The sequence below is a fragment of the Edaphobacter bradus genome (assembly GCF_025685645.1).
GTDB classification, from domain to species: Bacteria; Acidobacteriota; Terriglobia; order Terriglobales; family Acidobacteriaceae; genus Edaphobacter; species Edaphobacter bradus.
Map to the genome: position 1 here is coordinate 208,954 of NZ_JAGSYF010000001.1, position 16,808 is coordinate 225,761.

Below are 16,808 nucleotides of genomic sequence, written 5' to 3' on the forward strand. Positions count from 1 at the left end.
TCACTCTGAGCATAGCCAACACAGCAACATAGCGGGAGCAGTTTTGTATCTAGTCCGTATCGCAGCAAAGGGAACCAACCAGCCACGGTCTAACCGACGCTCCATTCTGTCTCGGGCCCGGACCGCATCCACATTCGCTCTGGCAGTCGTCGCCCTCGGCTCTCTCGCCGGATGTGGGAACACGTACCGTCCCGTGGTGTCCTCTATCAACCCGGTCGGCCCGGCGGGTCAGCCCCAGAAGTTCGCGGTCGCCGTCTCCAGTCCCAGCTCGACGACACCAGGCATCGTTACATTCGTCGACTTTTCGGGTGATTCCGTCCTCATCACGGCAAATCTCGGGCTCGTCCCGTACTGGCTCTCGCTCAACGGCGGCGGCACCACCGGCTACACGCTCAACCAGGACGGCACCCTCACCAGCTTCGACATCTCCACCCAGCTTCAGACCAGGGATGTCCTGCAGACGACGCTGCTCTCGGGTGCGAATCCCGGAAACATCTTCGTCGACTCCAGATCGACCTACATCACGGAGCCCGGACGAAACGCCGTGGCTCAGCTTCAGGGATCGCCGTCAGCTCTCAAGCAGGAGTTTCCCATCGCCACGGGCTACTCTCCGGTTTACATCGCCGGCTTTCCCGGCTCTGCCAGGGCGTACATCATCAATCAGAGCACCTCGGGCGGCAATGGCCAGGTCGTCGCCATCGAATCGTCGAGCTCAAGCCTCTCCAACACGCTTCCTGTCGGCCACGGACCTGTCTACGGCGTTATGACCGCCGACGGCAAGCGCGCCTTCATCATGAACAAGACCGACGGAACCGTCTCGGTCATCAACGCGCAGACCAACGCGCTCGACACGGCACCCGCCGGCAGCACCAACCCCATCGTCGTCGGCACCGCGCCTCTTTGGGCTGACCTTGCCCCAACGCTCAACGAACTCGTCGTAGCCAATGCCGGCGATGGAACCAACCCCGGCTCAGTCAGTATCATCAACATCCCGCTCTGCTCGGCCTCCGCGCTATCCAACAACCCGAACTGCGATGCGAATAATCCGGTCGACGCCAATGGATTCGGCCAGGTTCTCGCCAACGTCAAGGTTGGAGTGAATCCGCTCATGGTCGCGGTTCTGCAGGACGGCAGCAAGGCCTACGTAATCAATCAGCATGACAGCACGGTCTCGGTGATCAACCTCACCTATAACACTGTCACTGCAACGATCCCGGTTCCCCGGACACCCAACCCCACCTTCATCGCCGCGACCACCGGAACCCCCACAGGAAAGGTGTACGTCACGTCGCCGACCTCCAACACCATGACCGTCATACGCACTGACACCGACGCGGTCGAGACCACCGTTGACCTCCAGGGTAAGGGAGTGATGGTTCGCGTTACGCAGCCCTAGCCCGATCGCAGTAAAGCTCTGTGAGAACCCTAGTTCCCCGCCATCACAATCGGCATAGTCGGGGTCTGTGAGCCGCCGTCGTCCTCAACGGTGATGCCAAAGGCCCTCGCCTCGATCCCCTTGGGCAGCGGAGGTAGAATCACGCTGGCGTTCCCCCGATCATCCGGATGAAACGTCCCCGCCGGGATAGGATCGCGGCCGTCGGCTGGAATGAGCCACAGCTCGTAAGTCTTATACGTCTGCAGCGGCTCCATATTGCTGGCGAGAAAGATCAGCGTGCCGTTCCGCGGCACATAGGTCACTCTCCCCTGTGGCTGCGGAGGCGTCTGCGTCGCCGGAGCCTTTGTCAGAGTCACCTGCCTGGCCGTAGGATCGGTCATCGTATCGACCAGCTGTTTGGCCGCGGCCGCATCACTGCTCAGCCGGTCGATCTGCGCCGCCTGCAACGTCGCTGAGGCACGCAGCGCCTGGCGCTCGTGGTAGAGGCTTCCTGCTGTCACTGCGAGTCCCGCCGCCACAGCCCACCCCACCCACGGAAACACCTTCGCGGCGATATTCCGTCGCGGAGTGACCTCTTCTTCGTCAAGATATCTGCCGCTTCCCAACCCCCTGCTGAAGCTATTCTGCCCGCGTAGCGTGTTCTCAAACGGCACCGGAACTGGCGGCCGCTCCACCGGAACAGCCTTCTTCTCGCGGGCGACCTGTTTCATCAGCCGCTCGCGTGCCTGTGCCGGCTGCGAGTGCATCTCGGCCGTCATCGCATAGATCGCCAGGTCGCCCTGATGCTCTGCCACCTGGTGGCGGCATGTGGCGCAAGCTGCAAGGTGGGCCGCAATCTCCGCTGCCTCTTCTTTGGAGAAAAGCTGCATGGCGTACAGTGCCAGATCGTCCGAATCGTAATGTCTGGTCGCGTTCATGCCAGGAATGCCCTTCTCAACGTTGTCAGCGCGCTGCGTATTCTCGTCTTCACGGTTCCCAGCGGATCGCCCGTCATCTCTGCGATCTCCGAATGGGTCAGGCCGTCGAAGAACGCCATCTCCAGCGTCTTGCGCTGATCGACCGGAAGCCTGTAGATCACGCCCCGCGCCTTCTCCATCAGGGTATTGCGTTCCGCCTCATTGGCCAGGTCGTACGGACCTGCCAGAGCAACCTCATCGACGGATTCTGCCGGTCTCTTCCGCCGAAGCGCATCGATCGACCGGTTCCGCGACACGACAACCAGCCAGCCCCCCAGGCTGCCGCGAGTCGCCGTGAACGTCGCCGGATTCCTCCAGATCTGCATGAACACGTCCTGAAGAATGTCCTCAGCCGAGGCGGGGTCGCGCAGAACCCGCAGCGCCACCGAGTACACCAGCTTCGCGTACCGGTCATACAGCGTTGCCATCGCCTGCTCATCGCCACGCTGCACCTGAGCCAGCAGGATGACATCATCCTGCTGCGAAGCCGGCGAGGTCCCCGCGAGTCCCGTCTCTCTATACATACAACGCACCCGCGCATTGCACCGGATTGCTCCGGCCCAATGTCTTTACGGTTCCCGCGTTCTTTCGGACACATCCCATTCCGCTATCATCAACTCCGTTACCTAGTCACTCTAACTGAATTTGTCCGCCTATCCCACACACAAACAACGCCTTCCGCCGCATGTACCCTTAGTAGTGAATAACGAATGAATAAGATGCACCTGTTCGCGAAGTCCACCTTCGGCACAGCAATCGGAATGGATTCATGAAGACCCGTCTCGACAAACTCCTCGTTGACCAGGGCCACGCCGCCTCCCGCGAGCGCGCCCAGGCCCTCATCCTCGCTGGCCGCGTCCTCGTCAACGAGCAGCGCGTCGACAAGCCCGGAGCCCCCGTCCCAGCCGACGCGGCCATTCGCCTCCTCGGCTCCGATCTCAAATACGTCAGCCGCGGCGGCCTCAAGCTCGAGCACGCCCTCGCCCACTGGCGCATCGACCTTACCGGCCTCGCCTGCGTCGACATCGGAGCCTCCACCGGCGGCTTCACCGACTGCATGCTCCAGTCCGGAGCCGCCTCCGTTCTCGCCGTCGATACCGGCTACGGCCAGATCGCCCACAAGCTCCGTGACGACCCGCGCGTCACCCTCCGCGAGCGCACCAACGCCCGCCTGCTCACCTCCGGCGAACTCCTCTCGCCCAACACACCCACGCCGGCGTTCCTCTCCATGGACGTCTCCTTCATCTCCGCAACCCTTGTCCTCCCCGCCGTCATCGCGGCCCTCAGCACATCCAGCCAGCGCTGGCAGGGAACTGCCGTCATCCTCATCAAACCGCAGTTCGAGGTCGGCCGCCACAACATCGGCAAGGGCGGCATCGTGCGCGACCCCGAGGCCCGCAAGCAGGCAATCGAAAAAGTAACCGCCTGTGCTGCCGAACTAGGCGCAACCGATCTCGAAGTTATCGATTCCCCCATCCAGGGCATGGAGGGCAACCACGAGTACCTCCTGAAAGCGCGATGGGAGTAATCCCCGAGCCGCAACCGGATCGCCACGAAGATTGGTGCGATGCCTTCCATCAACGCTCATCCGTGAAGATCCGCGGCCGTGCCGTAAACTAGACATCAATGTTCAAGGCAGCCATCATCTCGAAGCCTCAGAAGCCCGAACTCGCCCAAATCCTGCACGATCTGCTCGACTGGCTCAAAGCACATGACTACGAGGCTCTCCTCGACCCGCAGAGCGCTGCCTACGTCGGCGCGCCCAACCCTATCAGTCGACCCGACCTTGCCAGCCATAATCCGCATGTCGTCATCGTCCTCGGCGGCGATGGCACGCTGCTGGCCGCCGCGCGGGCCTTCGGCCAGGCCCCCACGCCAATCCTCGGCGTCAACCTGGGCTCGCTCGGCTTCCTTACCGAAATTCCCCTCTCCGACCTCTACACCGCACTCGAAGCATGGTGCGACAACTGCGCCAGCATCGAGCAGCGCGACATGATGCACGCCGAGCTCCGGCGCGGCGGCAAGCTCGTCGAGCGCTGGGACGCCCTCAACGACATTGTCGTCTCTAAGGGAGCCATTGCCCGCATGACCGACTTCTCGGTTGAGATCGACCAGCAGTTCGTCGCCTCCCTCCGCGCCGACGGCATCATCGTCTCCTCGCCCACTGGCTCTACTGCTTACAACCTCTCCGCCGGCGGGCCTATTGTGATGCCCACCGTGAACGCGCTCGTCGTCACGCTCATCTGTCCCCATCTGCTCACCGTACGCCCCTTTGTAGTCCCCGGCGACTCCACCGTCACCATCCACATCGAGGGCGTCCCCCAGCTCAACTATCTCACCGTAGACGGGCAGCAGGCCGTCGAGCTCCAGTTGGGCGACGAGGTCATCTGCCGCCGCTCAGACCGTAAAGTCCGCCTCCTCCGCCCGAGCCGCAATGGTCTCTTCAACGTCCTACGCAGCAAACTAAGCTGGGGCGAGCGCTAGCGAGTTCCAGCACTACTGCCGCAGCCACACACCCCGAATCAAGTGGTCCGAGTGTTTATGCAGAATCAGATCGGCGCGTTGGCGTGTCGGCTGAATGTTCTCTCTCAGGTTAGGCAGATTGATCTCCCGCCATATCCTCAGGGCAGTCTGTACGGCCTCTTCCCTCGGTAGCTCGCGATAGCGGTAGAAGTACGAGTGAGGATTCTGGAAGGCCGTGTGCTGAAGAAGCAGGAACCGCTCGACGTACCACCGCTCGATGTCCGTCTCCTCCGCGTCGAGATACACCGAAAAATCGAAGAAGTCCGACGCAATCACGGAAGCTCCATGCGGAGCCTGAAGCACATTGAGCCCCTCGAAGATCAGAATGTCCGGCCGCCTCACGATCTGCCGCTCGCCGGAGACGATATCGTATGTCAGGTGCGAATAGACCGGCGCCTCGACCACCTCGTCGCCCGCCTTCACCGCATGCAGAAAATTCAGCAGGTTGCGAATGTCATAGCTCTCCGGAAACCCCTTGCGCTTCATCAGGCTCTTCTCTTCAAGAACTGCATTGGGGAAGAGAAAGCCGTCAGTCGTCACCAGCGCAACCTTGGGCCGCTCGGGCCACCGTGACAGAAGCGCCTGCAGTACGCGGGCGAAGGTGCTCTTGCCCACCGCCACGCTGCCCCCAATTGCAATCACAAAAGGAGAATGGATCGCCTGCCATCCCAGAAACTCGTTCTGGGCTTCAACAAGCCCATGCGCGGCCTTTACATGAAGCGAGAGATACCGCGACAGCGGAAGATACATCTCGGCAACTTCCGTCAGCGAGAGCCCGTCGTGCAGCCCACGCAGCGCGGCAACGTCCTGGTCCGAGAGAGACATCGGAGTGTTGGCCCGCAGCGCTGTCCACTCTTCCCGGCTGAAGTATCGAAAGGGGCTGGTAGCGTTCCCGATGGCGGTCATGGACGAATCAATCTACCGACGCAGTGTAACAACTGGCCCGCCCACTGGGTGGCAGAAGACCTTGCCATGGCTTAGTGCAATCTTCCGCTGCGCCAGCGCCGCCATCTCCGGATCATGCGTCACAATCACAATTGTATGGCCCTGCGCGTGAAGGTTCTTCAGCAGGTCCGCGACGATCGTCTGGTTGGCCGCGTCCAGATTCCCTGTAGGCTCATCGGCCAGCAGAATCGGCGGATTGTTGATGAGCGCCCGCGCGATGCACACCCGCTGCTGCTCGCCTCCGGAAAGCTCGCTTGGCAGATGCTCTGCCCGCTCGGCCAGCCCCACGCGCTCCAGCGCCGCCCTTGCCTCTGCCTCGTCCGTCATCGAGTGGAAGTACTGCGCCAGCATCACATTCTCAAGAGCAGACAAATAGGGAATCAGATGAAACTGCTGGAAGATAAATCCGATCTTGTCCGCGCGAAACCGGTCCAACTCCGTCGCCGACATCGCTGCCACATCCGCGCCGTCAATGTACAACTGTCCTTCAGTCGGCCGGTCGAGGCAGCCGATCAGATTGACGAGCGTGCTCTTGCCCGAGCCCGAAGGCCCCGTAATCGCGACCCACTCGCCCGCCACAATCGAAAACGAGGCATGGTCGAGCGCTCGCACGACGCCCGCGTGGCCCGTATACTCCCGGGTCACACCATGCAGCGCAATCACCGCGCAGCCGGGCCGCGTCTCCAGATCGATCGGATTTTCCCTCACCGCATCCATTCTCTCACTCGCCCTTCAGCAGCGCCGCCGGCTGCAATCCGCGCAGTACCCGCAGCGGAAACAGCGACGCCATCACCGCAATCAGCACATTCAGCAGCAGCACCAGCGGCAAAACCCGCAGCGTGGGCAGGGAAGAGGTATGGAAGTTCAACTGGCTGATCCCCCACGCCGCCGCGGAGCCAACTGCAAAACCCGCCGCCACTCCCGCCAGCGCCAGCACCAGCGCCTCCAGCAGAAACATCGCCATCAACTGCATCTGCGACCCACCCAGCGCCTTCATCAACGCAAAGTCCCGTCGCCTCTCAAGCACGCTTGCCGACAAAGTCGCCAGCACGCTCACCGCGACCGTCAGCGCAATCAGCAACACCGCTCCGTACATCAGCGCATGCGTCTTATCGACGATCCGCGACTCGCCCTCGACAAGCTGCCGAACCGCATCCACCTTCATCTCCGGCAGCGCCGCATGCAGCCGCGCCATCGTGGCTTCAACCTGCGCCGCTCCACCCGGAACCTGCACCTCAATCACGCTCGGCCCCGCACCGGTCCACGCCGTGAACGCTGCCATCGGCATATAAATCCGGCTGTCCTCGTCGCTTCCCGTCCGCAGACGCCCCCTGCCATGCAACGTGAGCGGCTTGTCCGCATAGGTGAGCGTCACGGCCTTCTCATCCGCGACAAACTCCGCTGCCCGCTGTCCCAGCAGCGCCGCGTCCGCATCGCTGGCTGAAGGCCACGCATCCACCTGCCACCACGCGTCGAGCTTCTTCACTGCGTCGAAGTCCGTCCCCGCGACAACAACAGAAGTCCCGCGGTCCGTCGTCGCCACCGCATAGCCAAACTCCGCCGCCAGGGCATCGCTTCCCGCAGCGCTCTTCACACGGGCCAGCGCATCCGCCGGCAATCCCTTGCCGTCGCTCGGAGCCGTCACCACCACGTTTGCCCCAAAGCTCCGGAACTCTTTGTGCAGCTTCGCATCGAGATCGGCATACAGCGTCAGCAATGCCGTCGCCACCGCAGCCGAAACCGTCATCGCCACCAGCGCAGACAGGCTCCTCGCTCGCCGATGCACCAGCGACCGCCGCAGAATCGCCGCAAACCCCAGCCGCGTGCTCATACGTCCGCCCGCAGAATCGCCGCCGGGTCCATCCTCAGCGCCGACCGAATCGAAGGCGTGCTTCCCGCCGCCGCTACCACCAGCGCCAGCGCCACCACCACCGGCAGCAGCACAGGATTCAGCGCCGCGACATTCGCCGCCCCGTCCCCCGCAAAGATCCTCGCCCCCAGCCACGCCGCCAGCCCTGAGCCCAGCAGATACCCCATCCCACCTGCAAGCAACGCCAGAATCCCCGTCTCGGCATAGAACAACATCGCAATCGCGCCCTTGCTCGCACCCAGCGACCGCATCAGCCCAATCTCTCCCTGCCGCTCCAGAATCGCAGTAGCCATCGCCGCACTCACCGCAAACCCAGCCGCGAGCAGTGCCGCCACACTTACCAGCCACATCAGCCCGCTGATGCGCGCCAGCACCGTGCCCTCGCTCTGCTCCACCCGCCGCACCTGCTCCGCCTCTGCCCCCGGAATCGTCTCACGAATCTGATAAGCAATCGAGTTCGCATAAGGCCTGCAGTACCAGATCTCCTTCATCTGCGGCGACATCGCATCGGGATTCTTCCGCGCGAACGTATCCTCCGGTTTTGTCCGCGCGCTCACCTCAACGCGCCGCACCGCATCCGGAGCCCCCAGGATTCTCTGTGCCGCACTCAACGGCATCAGCACAGCGCCATCCATCGCATCGCCCGTCGAAACAACCCCTACGATCCGCAGCGAAAATCCCTTCGGCGCCGTTGGCGAAGTGGCCTCCTTCGCCGTCTCGATCACGTCCCCAATCTTCAGCCCGAGCCGCGAAGCCAGCGCGCTTCCAATCACAACGTCAGTCGAGGTCGCGGTTGACACCTCTTCCTTCGGCCATGCTCCACTCAGCTTCCACAGCGGATGAAGCGCCACAGCGCCGGTCGTCAGTGCGGCGCCGCCATTGCTCAGCGCATGATCAAACCACAGCCCCACACCTGGAGCGTCGACTATCTCACCCGCAGGCGTCGCCCCCAGCACCCGCAGCGGCAGCTCCGGCGAAACCCCCGTAATATTGTTCGCCCAGAAGATCCCCCGCAGCTTCTTCAAATCACTCTCGTGAAGATAAGCCCCACCCGAAGCGGGCTTTACATCCACCCCACCCACCTTCACATCCAGCAGATCAGCCTTCGGGTAAACCACGATGTTCGCACCATAGACGGCCAGTTCCTGGTGAATCCGGTCCCCAATCGAGGTCGCCAGTGCGAGCATCGCCGTCACGGCCGTCGTTCCCAGCAGAATCGCCAGCCCCGCCAGCGTCTTCCGCCGCCGCTGCCGTCTGAAGCTCTCCATCAAAAGACGAAAGAACATTGCCCCACCTAGCGCTCAAACACCGGAGCCAGAGCCTTCAAATCCGCTGCCTGAATCGTCACAATCCCACTTGCGATCGAGCTCTTCAGCGGAATCGGATTGCACCCGCCCTCCTGCCCCATCGACGACGCATTCAGAGGCGACGCGCACATCTTGCAGGTAATCCCCTGGCTGCCGATGTAGAACCCAACCGGCCCGCAGATCCTGCACGCATCGCCCACCGCCACGATATTGCCATCCGGCTTCTTGAACAGCAGGAACCGCACCTCAACGCTCCCGCCCTTGCCGTCGTCCACATGCACGCCATAGCGGTGCAGCTTGTCGTCGGTGACCTCCGAGGTCTGCACCGTCACCTGGCTCCCCACCAGCGTCACAGCGGTCGTCGGGCTAAGCGCCGTCGTGCTCTTTGCATAGATGAACTCCGCCGTCGACAGGAAGATGAACACGAAGCTAGTCACCACGACCGCATTCATCCACATCTTCTCGCGCCGCTGGCTCCACTGCGCCCTGCGCTTGTCCGCAGCAGTCGCATCGGCAGCCAAAGTCACCGGAGCCCGCCGCCTGTACTCCAGCAGCACCATCAGTCCCGCCAGCGCCAGCATCGTCACGAAGAAGAAGAAGTCGTTCCTCACGATCGGCCCAATCAGCCGCATCTCCGTCGTGCTCGAAGGCAGCACGCCGTTCTCGCTCAACTCATGCAGCCCGCTCACGACGAGCTGGAACGCGACGAAGTACAGAATCACCGTCGTCACCCGGAAGAACCGCTGCAGGTTGATCTTCACGCTCCCACGCACAAACAGCACGCCGAACACGACCGCCACCGCAATCCCCAGCAGCGTCCCAGTAAAGCTAAGCAACTCGGTGGAGTTCAGCGTCACTGCCGACAGAATCAGCACCGTCTCCGCGCCTTCGCGCAGCACCAGCAGAAACACGAAGAAGAACAACCCCAGCTTTGAGACGCCATCCGCCCCCGTATACTTCGCGACCTTCTGCTCGATGTTCCCGCGCATCGTCCGCGCCGCCCTATGCATGAACCAGATCATGCTGACGACAAAGAACGCGGCGGCCAGCATCACCCAGCCCTCGAAGATGTCGGTATTGAGCTGCATCCGGGACATCACCACCGCGCCCGCCACGCTCGCCGCTATCGCCGCCCCCATCGCCCAGAAGACCGTCTTCTTCAGCTCGTTTCTGCCAATCTTCGTCAGGTAGGCGAAGACAATTCCGACGATCAGCGACGCCTCCACACCCTCGCGGAGCGTGATGATAAATGCCTGCAGCATAAGGTGCTTCTCTTCCTCTCGAAGCTTGACGGAGACCGCCCGGAAACGGCCTGCAACGCCAACTTGCGGGGCGTCCTATCCGTCTGGCTTCCACCTATCAGTCTAAAGAGGACCAATTTAGTCGTCAATCACTCGGACTAATTTAGTCGTGAATTAAACCGACGATAATCGGCAAGTTCCGCAGTTAGGTTGGATTCCGCTATCCGGAATCAGCCGCGGAAATTACCTCGGCGATGCTTGTCACGTGCCCGGCGACTAACTGACCCAACACTCGCTCAGAATGGATGGAGAGGCTTACTTTGGACGATCTTTTCTACCTCTTCATATCCGGTCGGAAAGGCATAGTCGAACCGAGGGGGTAAAGCGAAGACATACTTGGAATTTCTCCCGATCTCGCCAGGTCCGAACGGGGCTGCGCTCATAATCAGCTTATCCTGACGAATCAGCGCCCACTGGCGAAGCGTAAACACCATAATCGGAATGTCTTGGCGAGGATGATCCTCGGTCCACAGCGGGTGCCTGATTGTAATCTCGGGACCTCGTTCAGTCGTTTCATTTGTTGCAGGAATGCCACCGCGCCATTCTCCTCCGAGGATGGAGTAACCTTTCCAACTCGCCGGAAGGCTGAAGCGAAAGCCATACCGCCTGTTGACGTACACCACAGATGAAGCTTTCGGTGATTTTTCTGCACTCGCCTGAGTCGTCTGAAAGAGAGCGGCATGCAGAGACCGGGGCAACAACGCCATAATTCCTACGCACAGGACCGCGATTCGTCCTCGTTCCCATGCTCTTCGCAAGGCATTCCTCCGCGTGACACCGCTCTACTTGCAAGATACACGAAGACAATCTCGACGATACGATGACTTGTCTGAACTAGAAGTGAGGAGATGGTGCGCCCGGAGAGATTCGAACTCCCGACCTACCGGTTCGTAGCCAGTTGCTCTATCCAACTGAGCTACGGGCGCACATTGCGGCGCATCGACTACGCCGGCGACTCCAACTAACTGGCAAGCGTGAAAAATTCACATTGACGGGCTCGTTTTGAATGGGTATCGTCGCTGCCGAAGGTCAGCGAGATTCTTAGTTCAGTCAAAAGGAGCGCAAGGATGAAGCGATCCAATACGAGCAGTGTGGTCACTGGAGCACGTGCAGAATCTTCGATGCTGTTTTCAAGCATGTTCTTCTTCCTGTTGGCGATGGCCCCTGCCCACGCCCAACCAAAGGCAATGCTGACGCACCATACACGAGACGCCGTCTCCAGCGGGCAGGCGGCCCACGTGGGCAGGCTTTCCGCTACGCAGATTTTGCGGCTGGACATTGCTCTGCCTCTGCGCAACGAGGCTCAGCTGGATGAGGAATTGCAACAGCTCTACGATCGGAACAGCTCCTCTTACCACCAGTTCCTCAGCGTGGAGCAATTCACCGAGCGGTTCGCACCGTCGAAGCAAGACTACGACGCGGTGATTCATTTTGCGCAAGCGAACGGCCTGACGGTGACCGGTACCACTCCAAACCGGATGCTCGTCAATGTCGTCGGACCGGTAGCGAATATTGAGCGAGCATTCCACGTCGCATTGAACGTCTATCAGCACCCAACAGAGGCCCGCACGTTCTACGCTCCGGACCGCGAACCGACGGCGGATCTATCGACTCCGTTGTGGCACGTCAGCGGACTCGACAACTTCTCCATTCCCCATCCAGCAAGCCTCAGGCATGAGCCCGAGGTGAAGAGCGGTCCGGCGGCAACGGGCTCAGGACCTAATGGCTATTTTCTCGGCAGCGACATGCGTGTGGCCTACTATGGTGGTTCGGCGCTTACGGGTAGCGGCCAGTCCGTTGGTCTGCTCGAATTCGCGGGCTACAACATAAACGACGTCAACAACTACTTCAGCAGGGTGGGGCAGCCGCTCACGGTTCCCGTCGTAGGTGTATCCACCGACGGCTCCAGTCTGAGCTGCACGGGAAGCTGTGATGACACCGAGCAAGTGCTCGACATCGAAGTGGCAATCTCCATGGCACCGGCGTTGAGTTCCGTTCGAGTCTACGTGTCGGACACAAGCGACGTAAGTATGTTCAATAGGATGGCGACGGACAACATCTCCAAGTCCCTTAGCTGCTCTTGGGGATGGAGCCCCGCCGATCCCACCAGTGACGATCCGATCTTCAAGGAGTTTGCAGCACAAGGACAAAATCTGTTTGTCGCCTCAGGCGACAGCGGTGCATACAGCAAGAGGTCTCGATTCGTCTATCCGGCTGACGACCCCTATGTCACGTCCGTGGGCGGCACGGACCTCACCACCTCAGGGGGCGGCGGCCCGTGGAAGTCGGAGACAGCGTGGAGCTCTAGCGGCGGTGGAGTCTCTCCCAATAAGATTGCGATCCCCAGCTACCAGAAGACCTCCGGGGTCATCACCACGGCCAACAGAGGATCGACGATCTATCGCAACAGTCCGGACGTCGCTGCTGAAGGGAATACAGACAACTTCATCTGCTACAACGGCACCTGTGCCGGAGGATGGGGAGGAACGAGCTTCGCTGCGCCGCGATGGGCCGGCTATCTCGCGCTCGCGAATCAACAGTCTGTGGCGCACGGCCTGGGCACGCTCGGCTTCATCAATCCAACGCTCTACCAGATAGGGCTGGGATCGAGCTACGGCACCAACTTCCACGACATCACCAGCGGCTCGAACGGCAGCTACTCCAGCCAGAAGGGCTATGACCTGGTGACCGGTTGGGGAAGCCCGAACGGGAGCGGATTGATCTACACCTTGGCACCGTAACACCTCGTCCAGATCATGAAGAAAGGGCCCGGATCTCACACGATTCGGGCCCTTTGTATGTATGGCGTATTTCTAGATCAGGCGATGGCATGAACACTAAGTCGAGGCAGTCAAATCCGCGCTGTTCCGCGACAATCCGCGGTCGTCTTTTGTCGTTTGACTGTGGGGGAGGAGGGAATTATGGTGCGCCCGGAGTGATTCGAACACCCGACCTACTGGTTCGTAGCCAGTTGCTCTATCCAGCTGAGCTACGGGCGCACATTGCATTAGATGCAACCTTCTAAACATACCGGATTTAGCGTTTCAGGGCAACCCTTCACCCTGTGAATCCCTGCTCTGAAGCCGATAAGTGATGCTCTGTACTCTGTCGCATCCCTTGCAGAGTACGAAGAAATGGTGCGCCCGGAGAGATTCGAACTCCCGACCCTCTGGTTCGAAGCCAGATGCTCTATCCAACTGAGCTACGGGCGCGGCATGGGCAGGGAAGCCCCACACATCTTACCCGCAACAGCGGGTATTTCACATTCTCAATTTTTGAGATACGGGTTACGACGCAGCCGGAGCGGGAGTGGGCACAGGCGCCGGAGGAGCGGCCAGCACCACGCGCTCGATCAGATCCAATCCCGCACGCCGCAGAAGCTCATGGATCATCGGCTCATTCAGCCGCGTCGCGTCATACTCCACACGAATCGTCTTTGCTGCCTCATCGAACTCGATCCGTCGCACTCCATACACCTCGCGCACCCGCGCAACGGCAAGCGCAGAAGCCTCGGTAGGAGGCACTCCGTAGCGATACAGAACATCAAGCTGTGTCATACCTAACGATGATAGCAGCGCACCTCACGCCAGTTTTCCTTGAGTCGCGGCAGTTCCCCGCCATCGAGGTTGCAGGTGCTCTCACCGCTGCGGTCTACGCGGCAGCAGTCTGCCCTGAGCGAAGTCGAATGGGTCCCGCGAGCGCTCTTTCTACTGTGAGTGGAGAAACCCGCTTCTCACCACATCCGCTTTCCGCTGACCTGCGGACCCGCCGACAAGTTCTCCACAGAAATCCTGTCAAGCCCCTAATCCGCCTAACACAAACAAAACAAGCATGATCTCCGTGACAGAGTAGTTTCTGCCGGATTGCTAAAATGGAAACAGAGACAGACTTGAAGCCCCGGAGCAACTCCGGGGCTTTACCTTTGTATATATAAGCCTTTTGTTTTTAATATTTTACCCATAACCCATTTAGATTGAATATTTTTGCACCGAAAAATCTCGGTAACTCCATGGTGGGAAAAGGTTTAGCCGCTTCGACCGGGGGGAGGGGGTCTAACGGGGGGTGCCCGAACGAGCCTCTCGCTGCCGCGCTAAAATTAGGTGTTATGGCAACCGCAGATATCGCCCCTCCCTCGACTGCGCGCACCGCGCAGACACCCTTCGCCAACGAGCCTTTCGTCGACTTCTCTCTAGCTGAAAACAATCGCGCCATCGAGGCCGCCCTCGCCAAAGTTGAGAGCGAACTCGGTCGCGAGTACGACATGATCGTTGGCGGCCGCCGCCTGAAGACCGCGGGCAAGATTCGCTCCGTCAATCCGGCTCGGCCCACGCAGGTCGTCGGAATCCACCAGCGCGCCGAAGCCGAGCACGCTGAAGGCGCTATGCAGGCCGCGCTTGCCGCGTTCCCTGCGTGGAGCCGCACGCCCGTCGCCCAGCGCGCCGCACTGCTCTTCCGCGCCGCTGACCTCATCCGTGAGCGCAAGTTCGAGTTCTGCGCCTGGCTCACCTTCGAGGTAGGCAAGAACTGGGGCGAGGCTGACGCCGACGTCGGCGAGACCATCGACTTCCTCGAGTTCTACGGTCGCGAGGCTCTTCGTCTCGATCAGGCGAAGACGCCAATCCAGTTTCCCGGCGAGCGCAACCAGCTCCGCTACATTCCGCTCGGCGTCGGAGCCGTCATTCCACCGTGGAACTTTCCTTTCGCCATCATGGCGGGAATGACAGCAGCCTCCATCGTCTGTGGCAACACTGTCGTTCTCAAGCCCTCGGTGGACGCGCCCACAGTGGCCGCGCTCTACATGGGAGTGCTCGAAGAGGCCGGCCTGCCCAGCGGCGTCGTCAATCTCTGCCCTGGCGAAGGACCCGACTTCGGCTCCGCCATCGTCGAGCACCCGCAGACACGCTTCATCGCCTTCACCGGCTCCAAAGCAGTTGGTCTCGAGATCCACGAGCGTGCCGCGCGTACGCAGCCCGGCCAGATCTTCATCAAGCGCACCATCCTCGAGATGGGCGGCAAGGATTCGATCATCGTCGATGCCGATTGCGACCTCGACGCTGCCGTTGAAGGCGTCGTCGCCAGCGCCTTCGGCTTCAACGGCCAGAAGTGCTCCGCCTGCTCCCGCGCCATTGTCGACGCCAGCATCTACGACGTCTTCTGCGACCGCCTGCAGGCGCGCGTCAAGGCCATCCAGACCGGCGACCCTGTGAAGAACGTCTACACCGGTCCTGTCATCAGCGAGAAGGCCTACAAGAAGGTCCTCAACTACATCGAGATCGGCAAGACCGAAGGCCGTGTCCTCAACGGAGGCCACGCCGTCGAGACGTCCGAAGGAGGCTATTACATCGCTCCCACGGTCATCGCCGACGTCGCACCGACGGCCCGCATCGCGCTCGAAGAGATCTTCGGCCCGGTGCTGGCGGTCATCAAGTCGCAGGGCTTCGACCAGGCGCTCTCGATCGCAAACAACACGGAATACGGTCTCACCGGCTCCATCTACTCCAACTCACGCGAGAGACTCGACCGCGCCTCGGAGGAGTTCCACGTCGGCAACCTCTACCTCAACCGTAAGTCCACCGGAGCGATGGTCGGCGCTCATCCTTTCGGAGGCTTCAACATGAGCGGGACCGACTCCAAGGCCGGTGGCCCCGATTATCTCCTGCTCTTCACGCAGGCCAAGAGCGTCGGCGAACGGCTCGGCGGCGCGCCGGCGCCTGACCCACAGGCCGACCATATGGGCATGTAGTCGCAAGGGAACGAAACGACACGGGGGCTGCCGATTTGGCAGCCCCCGTGTCGTCTTAGCCGCTTCAAGGGAGATCAGGCAGACCTCATCTCGATCAGGTCGCCGGCCTTTGCAGCCGCCTCAGCCAGAACTCGGTGATGGATGGTAAACAGCGCAAGCTCCAGCCGGTCTGAGACGCCGGTCTTATCGTAGATGCCGCGAAGATAGTTCTTGATGACCTGCTCCTTGGTGCAGAGTTGCAGCGCGATCTCCTTGTTCTTGCAGCCCTGCACGATCAGGGCGACGATCTGCATCTCCTTCGGAGTCAGCCTGGCGCGCACACGAGCGCCGACGTTGTCCGAGGCACGGATCGTCGTTACATTGGAGCGCTGCACATACCGCTCTCCGCGAGCCACCAGCCGCACGCACTCCAGCAGATCGGCCCCGCTCGCGTTCCGCTGCATAACGCCGGCCAACTGTTGCGCCGTCCCGTCTGGGAGCGGCTCGGAGTTCTCCGTGACGAGTACGACATGGCTGCCGAGGCTCTCTGCCTTCGAGGCCAGCGCAGGGACATCGGGTTTCAGGCTTGAGCCGACGATCACTATTGAGCCTCGCAGCCCTTCAACTGCAGTCCAGAGCTTTGCCAGGTCCTCGCATTGCGCAACGATGCGCATGTCGTCCTCCAGTGCCAGCACGCGCGCCGCGCCGGCCCGGAAGATCGTCTGATTGTCCGCCAGAATGAGTCGGTTCATATCCCTCGTACGTATCTCCTGCGGCGGGATTCTGTT

15 protein-coding genes and 3 tRNA genes are annotated in these 16,808 nt (G+C 61.1%); 5 read left to right on the plus strand and 13 right to left on the minus strand.

All coding sequences use genetic code 11. The features are described from left to right. Positions 1-43 precede the first annotated feature (43 nt). Positions 44-1,396: a YncE family protein gene (locus tag OHL16_RS00970; protein ID WP_263365209.1), complete on the plus strand. Its 1,353-nt coding sequence runs from the start codon at positions 44-46 to the stop codon at positions 1,394-1,396. A 29-nt stretch (positions 1,397-1,425) separates the two neighbouring features. On the opposite strand, the gene OHL16_RS00975 is transcribed toward OHL16_RS00970, so the two are convergent. Further along, a complete protein-coding gene (locus tag OHL16_RS00975; RefSeq protein WP_263365210.1) occupies positions 1,426-2,313 on the minus strand; it encodes an anti-sigma factor in 888 nt (295 codons plus the stop codon). After that, on the minus strand, positions 2,310-2,876 hold the full coding sequence (locus OHL16_RS00980; RefSeq protein ID WP_263365211.1) for a sigma-70 family RNA polymerase sigma factor: 567 nt from the start codon (positions 2,874-2,876) through the stop codon (positions 2,310-2,312). The genes OHL16_RS00975 and OHL16_RS00980 overlap by 4 nt, the downstream gene beginning before the upstream one ends. 245 nt (positions 2,877-3,121) lie before the next feature. On the opposite strand from OHL16_RS00980, the gene OHL16_RS00985 reads away from it, so the two are divergent. Together OHL16_RS00985 and OHL16_RS00990 are read left to right on the plus strand one after the other, a co-directional pair. Continuing rightward, positions 3,122-3,880: a TlyA family RNA methyltransferase gene (locus OHL16_RS00985; protein WP_263365212.1), complete on the plus strand. Its 759-nt coding sequence runs from the start codon at positions 3,122-3,124 to the stop codon at positions 3,878-3,880. Between the two features lie 98 nt (positions 3,881-3,978). Then, a complete protein-coding gene (locus tag OHL16_RS00990; RefSeq protein ID WP_263365213.1) occupies positions 3,979-4,836 on the plus strand; it encodes an NAD(+)/NADH kinase in 858 nt (285 codons plus the stop codon). A gap of 12 nt (positions 4,837-4,848) precedes the next feature. Here the strand turns inward: OHL16_RS00990 and coaA are convergent, their stop codons facing one another. The 7 genes from coaA to OHL16_RS01025 form a co-directional block, all read right to left on the minus strand. Further along, on the minus strand, positions 4,849-5,781 hold the full coding sequence (coaA, locus tag OHL16_RS00995) for a type I pantothenate kinase (protein WP_263365214.1): 933 nt from the start codon (positions 5,779-5,781) through the stop codon (positions 4,849-4,851). Positions 5,782-5,793: 12 nt separating this feature from the next. Next, the gene (locus tag OHL16_RS01000) at positions 5,794-6,528 is read right to left on the minus strand and encodes an ABC transporter ATP-binding protein (protein WP_449506055.1); all 735 of its coding nucleotides are present in this window, start codon (positions 6,526-6,528) and stop codon (positions 5,794-5,796) included. A gap of 13 nt (positions 6,529-6,541) precedes the next feature. Next, positions 6,542-7,651, minus strand: coding sequence for an ABC transporter permease (locus OHL16_RS01005; RefSeq protein WP_263365216.1), 1,110 nt, complete (start codon positions 7,649-7,651; stop codon positions 6,542-6,544). Beyond that, on the minus strand, positions 7,648-8,976 hold the full coding sequence (locus OHL16_RS01010) for an ABC transporter permease (RefSeq protein WP_263365217.1): 1,329 nt from the start codon (positions 8,974-8,976) through the stop codon (positions 7,648-7,650). Before OHL16_RS01010 ends, OHL16_RS01005 begins: the two co-directional genes overlap by 4 nt. 8 nt (positions 8,977-8,984) lie before the next feature. Then, positions 8,985-10,259, minus strand: a complete 1,275-nt coding sequence (locus OHL16_RS01015; RefSeq protein WP_263365218.1) for a Fe-S-containing protein — start codon at positions 10,257-10,259, stop codon at positions 8,985-8,987. Positions 10,260-10,534: 275 nt separating this feature from the next. Continuing rightward, positions 10,535-11,005, minus strand: a complete 471-nt coding sequence (locus tag OHL16_RS01020; protein WP_263365219.1) for a hypothetical protein — start codon at positions 11,003-11,005, stop codon at positions 10,535-10,537. Between the two features lie 142 nt (positions 11,006-11,147). Next, a tRNA-Arg gene (locus OHL16_RS01025) sits at positions 11,148-11,224 on the minus strand. A gap of 141 nt (positions 11,225-11,365) precedes the next feature. On the opposite strand from OHL16_RS01025, the gene OHL16_RS01030 reads away from it, so the two are divergent. Continuing rightward, positions 11,366-13,039, plus strand: a complete 1,674-nt coding sequence (locus OHL16_RS01030) for a S53 family peptidase (protein WP_263365220.1) — start codon at positions 11,366-11,368, stop codon at positions 13,037-13,039. A gap of 181 nt (positions 13,040-13,220) precedes the next feature. On the opposite strand, the gene OHL16_RS01035 is transcribed toward OHL16_RS01030, so the two are convergent. The 3 genes from OHL16_RS01035 to OHL16_RS01045 all read right to left on the minus strand — a co-directional run bounded on the left by OHL16_RS01035 (position 13,221) and on the right by OHL16_RS01045 (position 13,855). Next, positions 13,221-13,297 (minus strand) — tRNA-Arg (locus tag OHL16_RS01035). Between the two features lie 136 nt (positions 13,298-13,433). After that, positions 13,434-13,510 (minus strand) — tRNA-Arg (locus OHL16_RS01040). A gap of 75 nt (positions 13,511-13,585) precedes the next feature. Continuing rightward, a complete protein-coding gene (locus OHL16_RS01045; RefSeq protein WP_263365221.1) occupies positions 13,586-13,855 on the minus strand; it encodes a hypothetical protein in 270 nt (89 codons plus the stop codon). A gap of 548 nt (positions 13,856-14,403) precedes the next feature. Between OHL16_RS01045 and pruA the strand changes: the two genes are divergently transcribed. Next, positions 14,404-16,041, plus strand: coding sequence for an L-glutamate gamma-semialdehyde dehydrogenase (gene pruA / locus OHL16_RS01050; RefSeq protein WP_263365222.1), 1,638 nt, complete (start codon positions 14,404-14,406; stop codon positions 16,039-16,041). A 74-nt stretch (positions 16,042-16,115) separates the two neighbouring features. On the opposite strand, the gene OHL16_RS01055 is transcribed toward pruA, so the two are convergent. Then, positions 16,116-16,772: a response regulator transcription factor gene (locus tag OHL16_RS01055; RefSeq protein ID WP_263365223.1), complete on the minus strand. Its 657-nt coding sequence runs from the start codon at positions 16,770-16,772 to the stop codon at positions 16,116-16,118. Between the last annotated feature and the right edge of the window lie 36 nt (positions 16,773-16,808).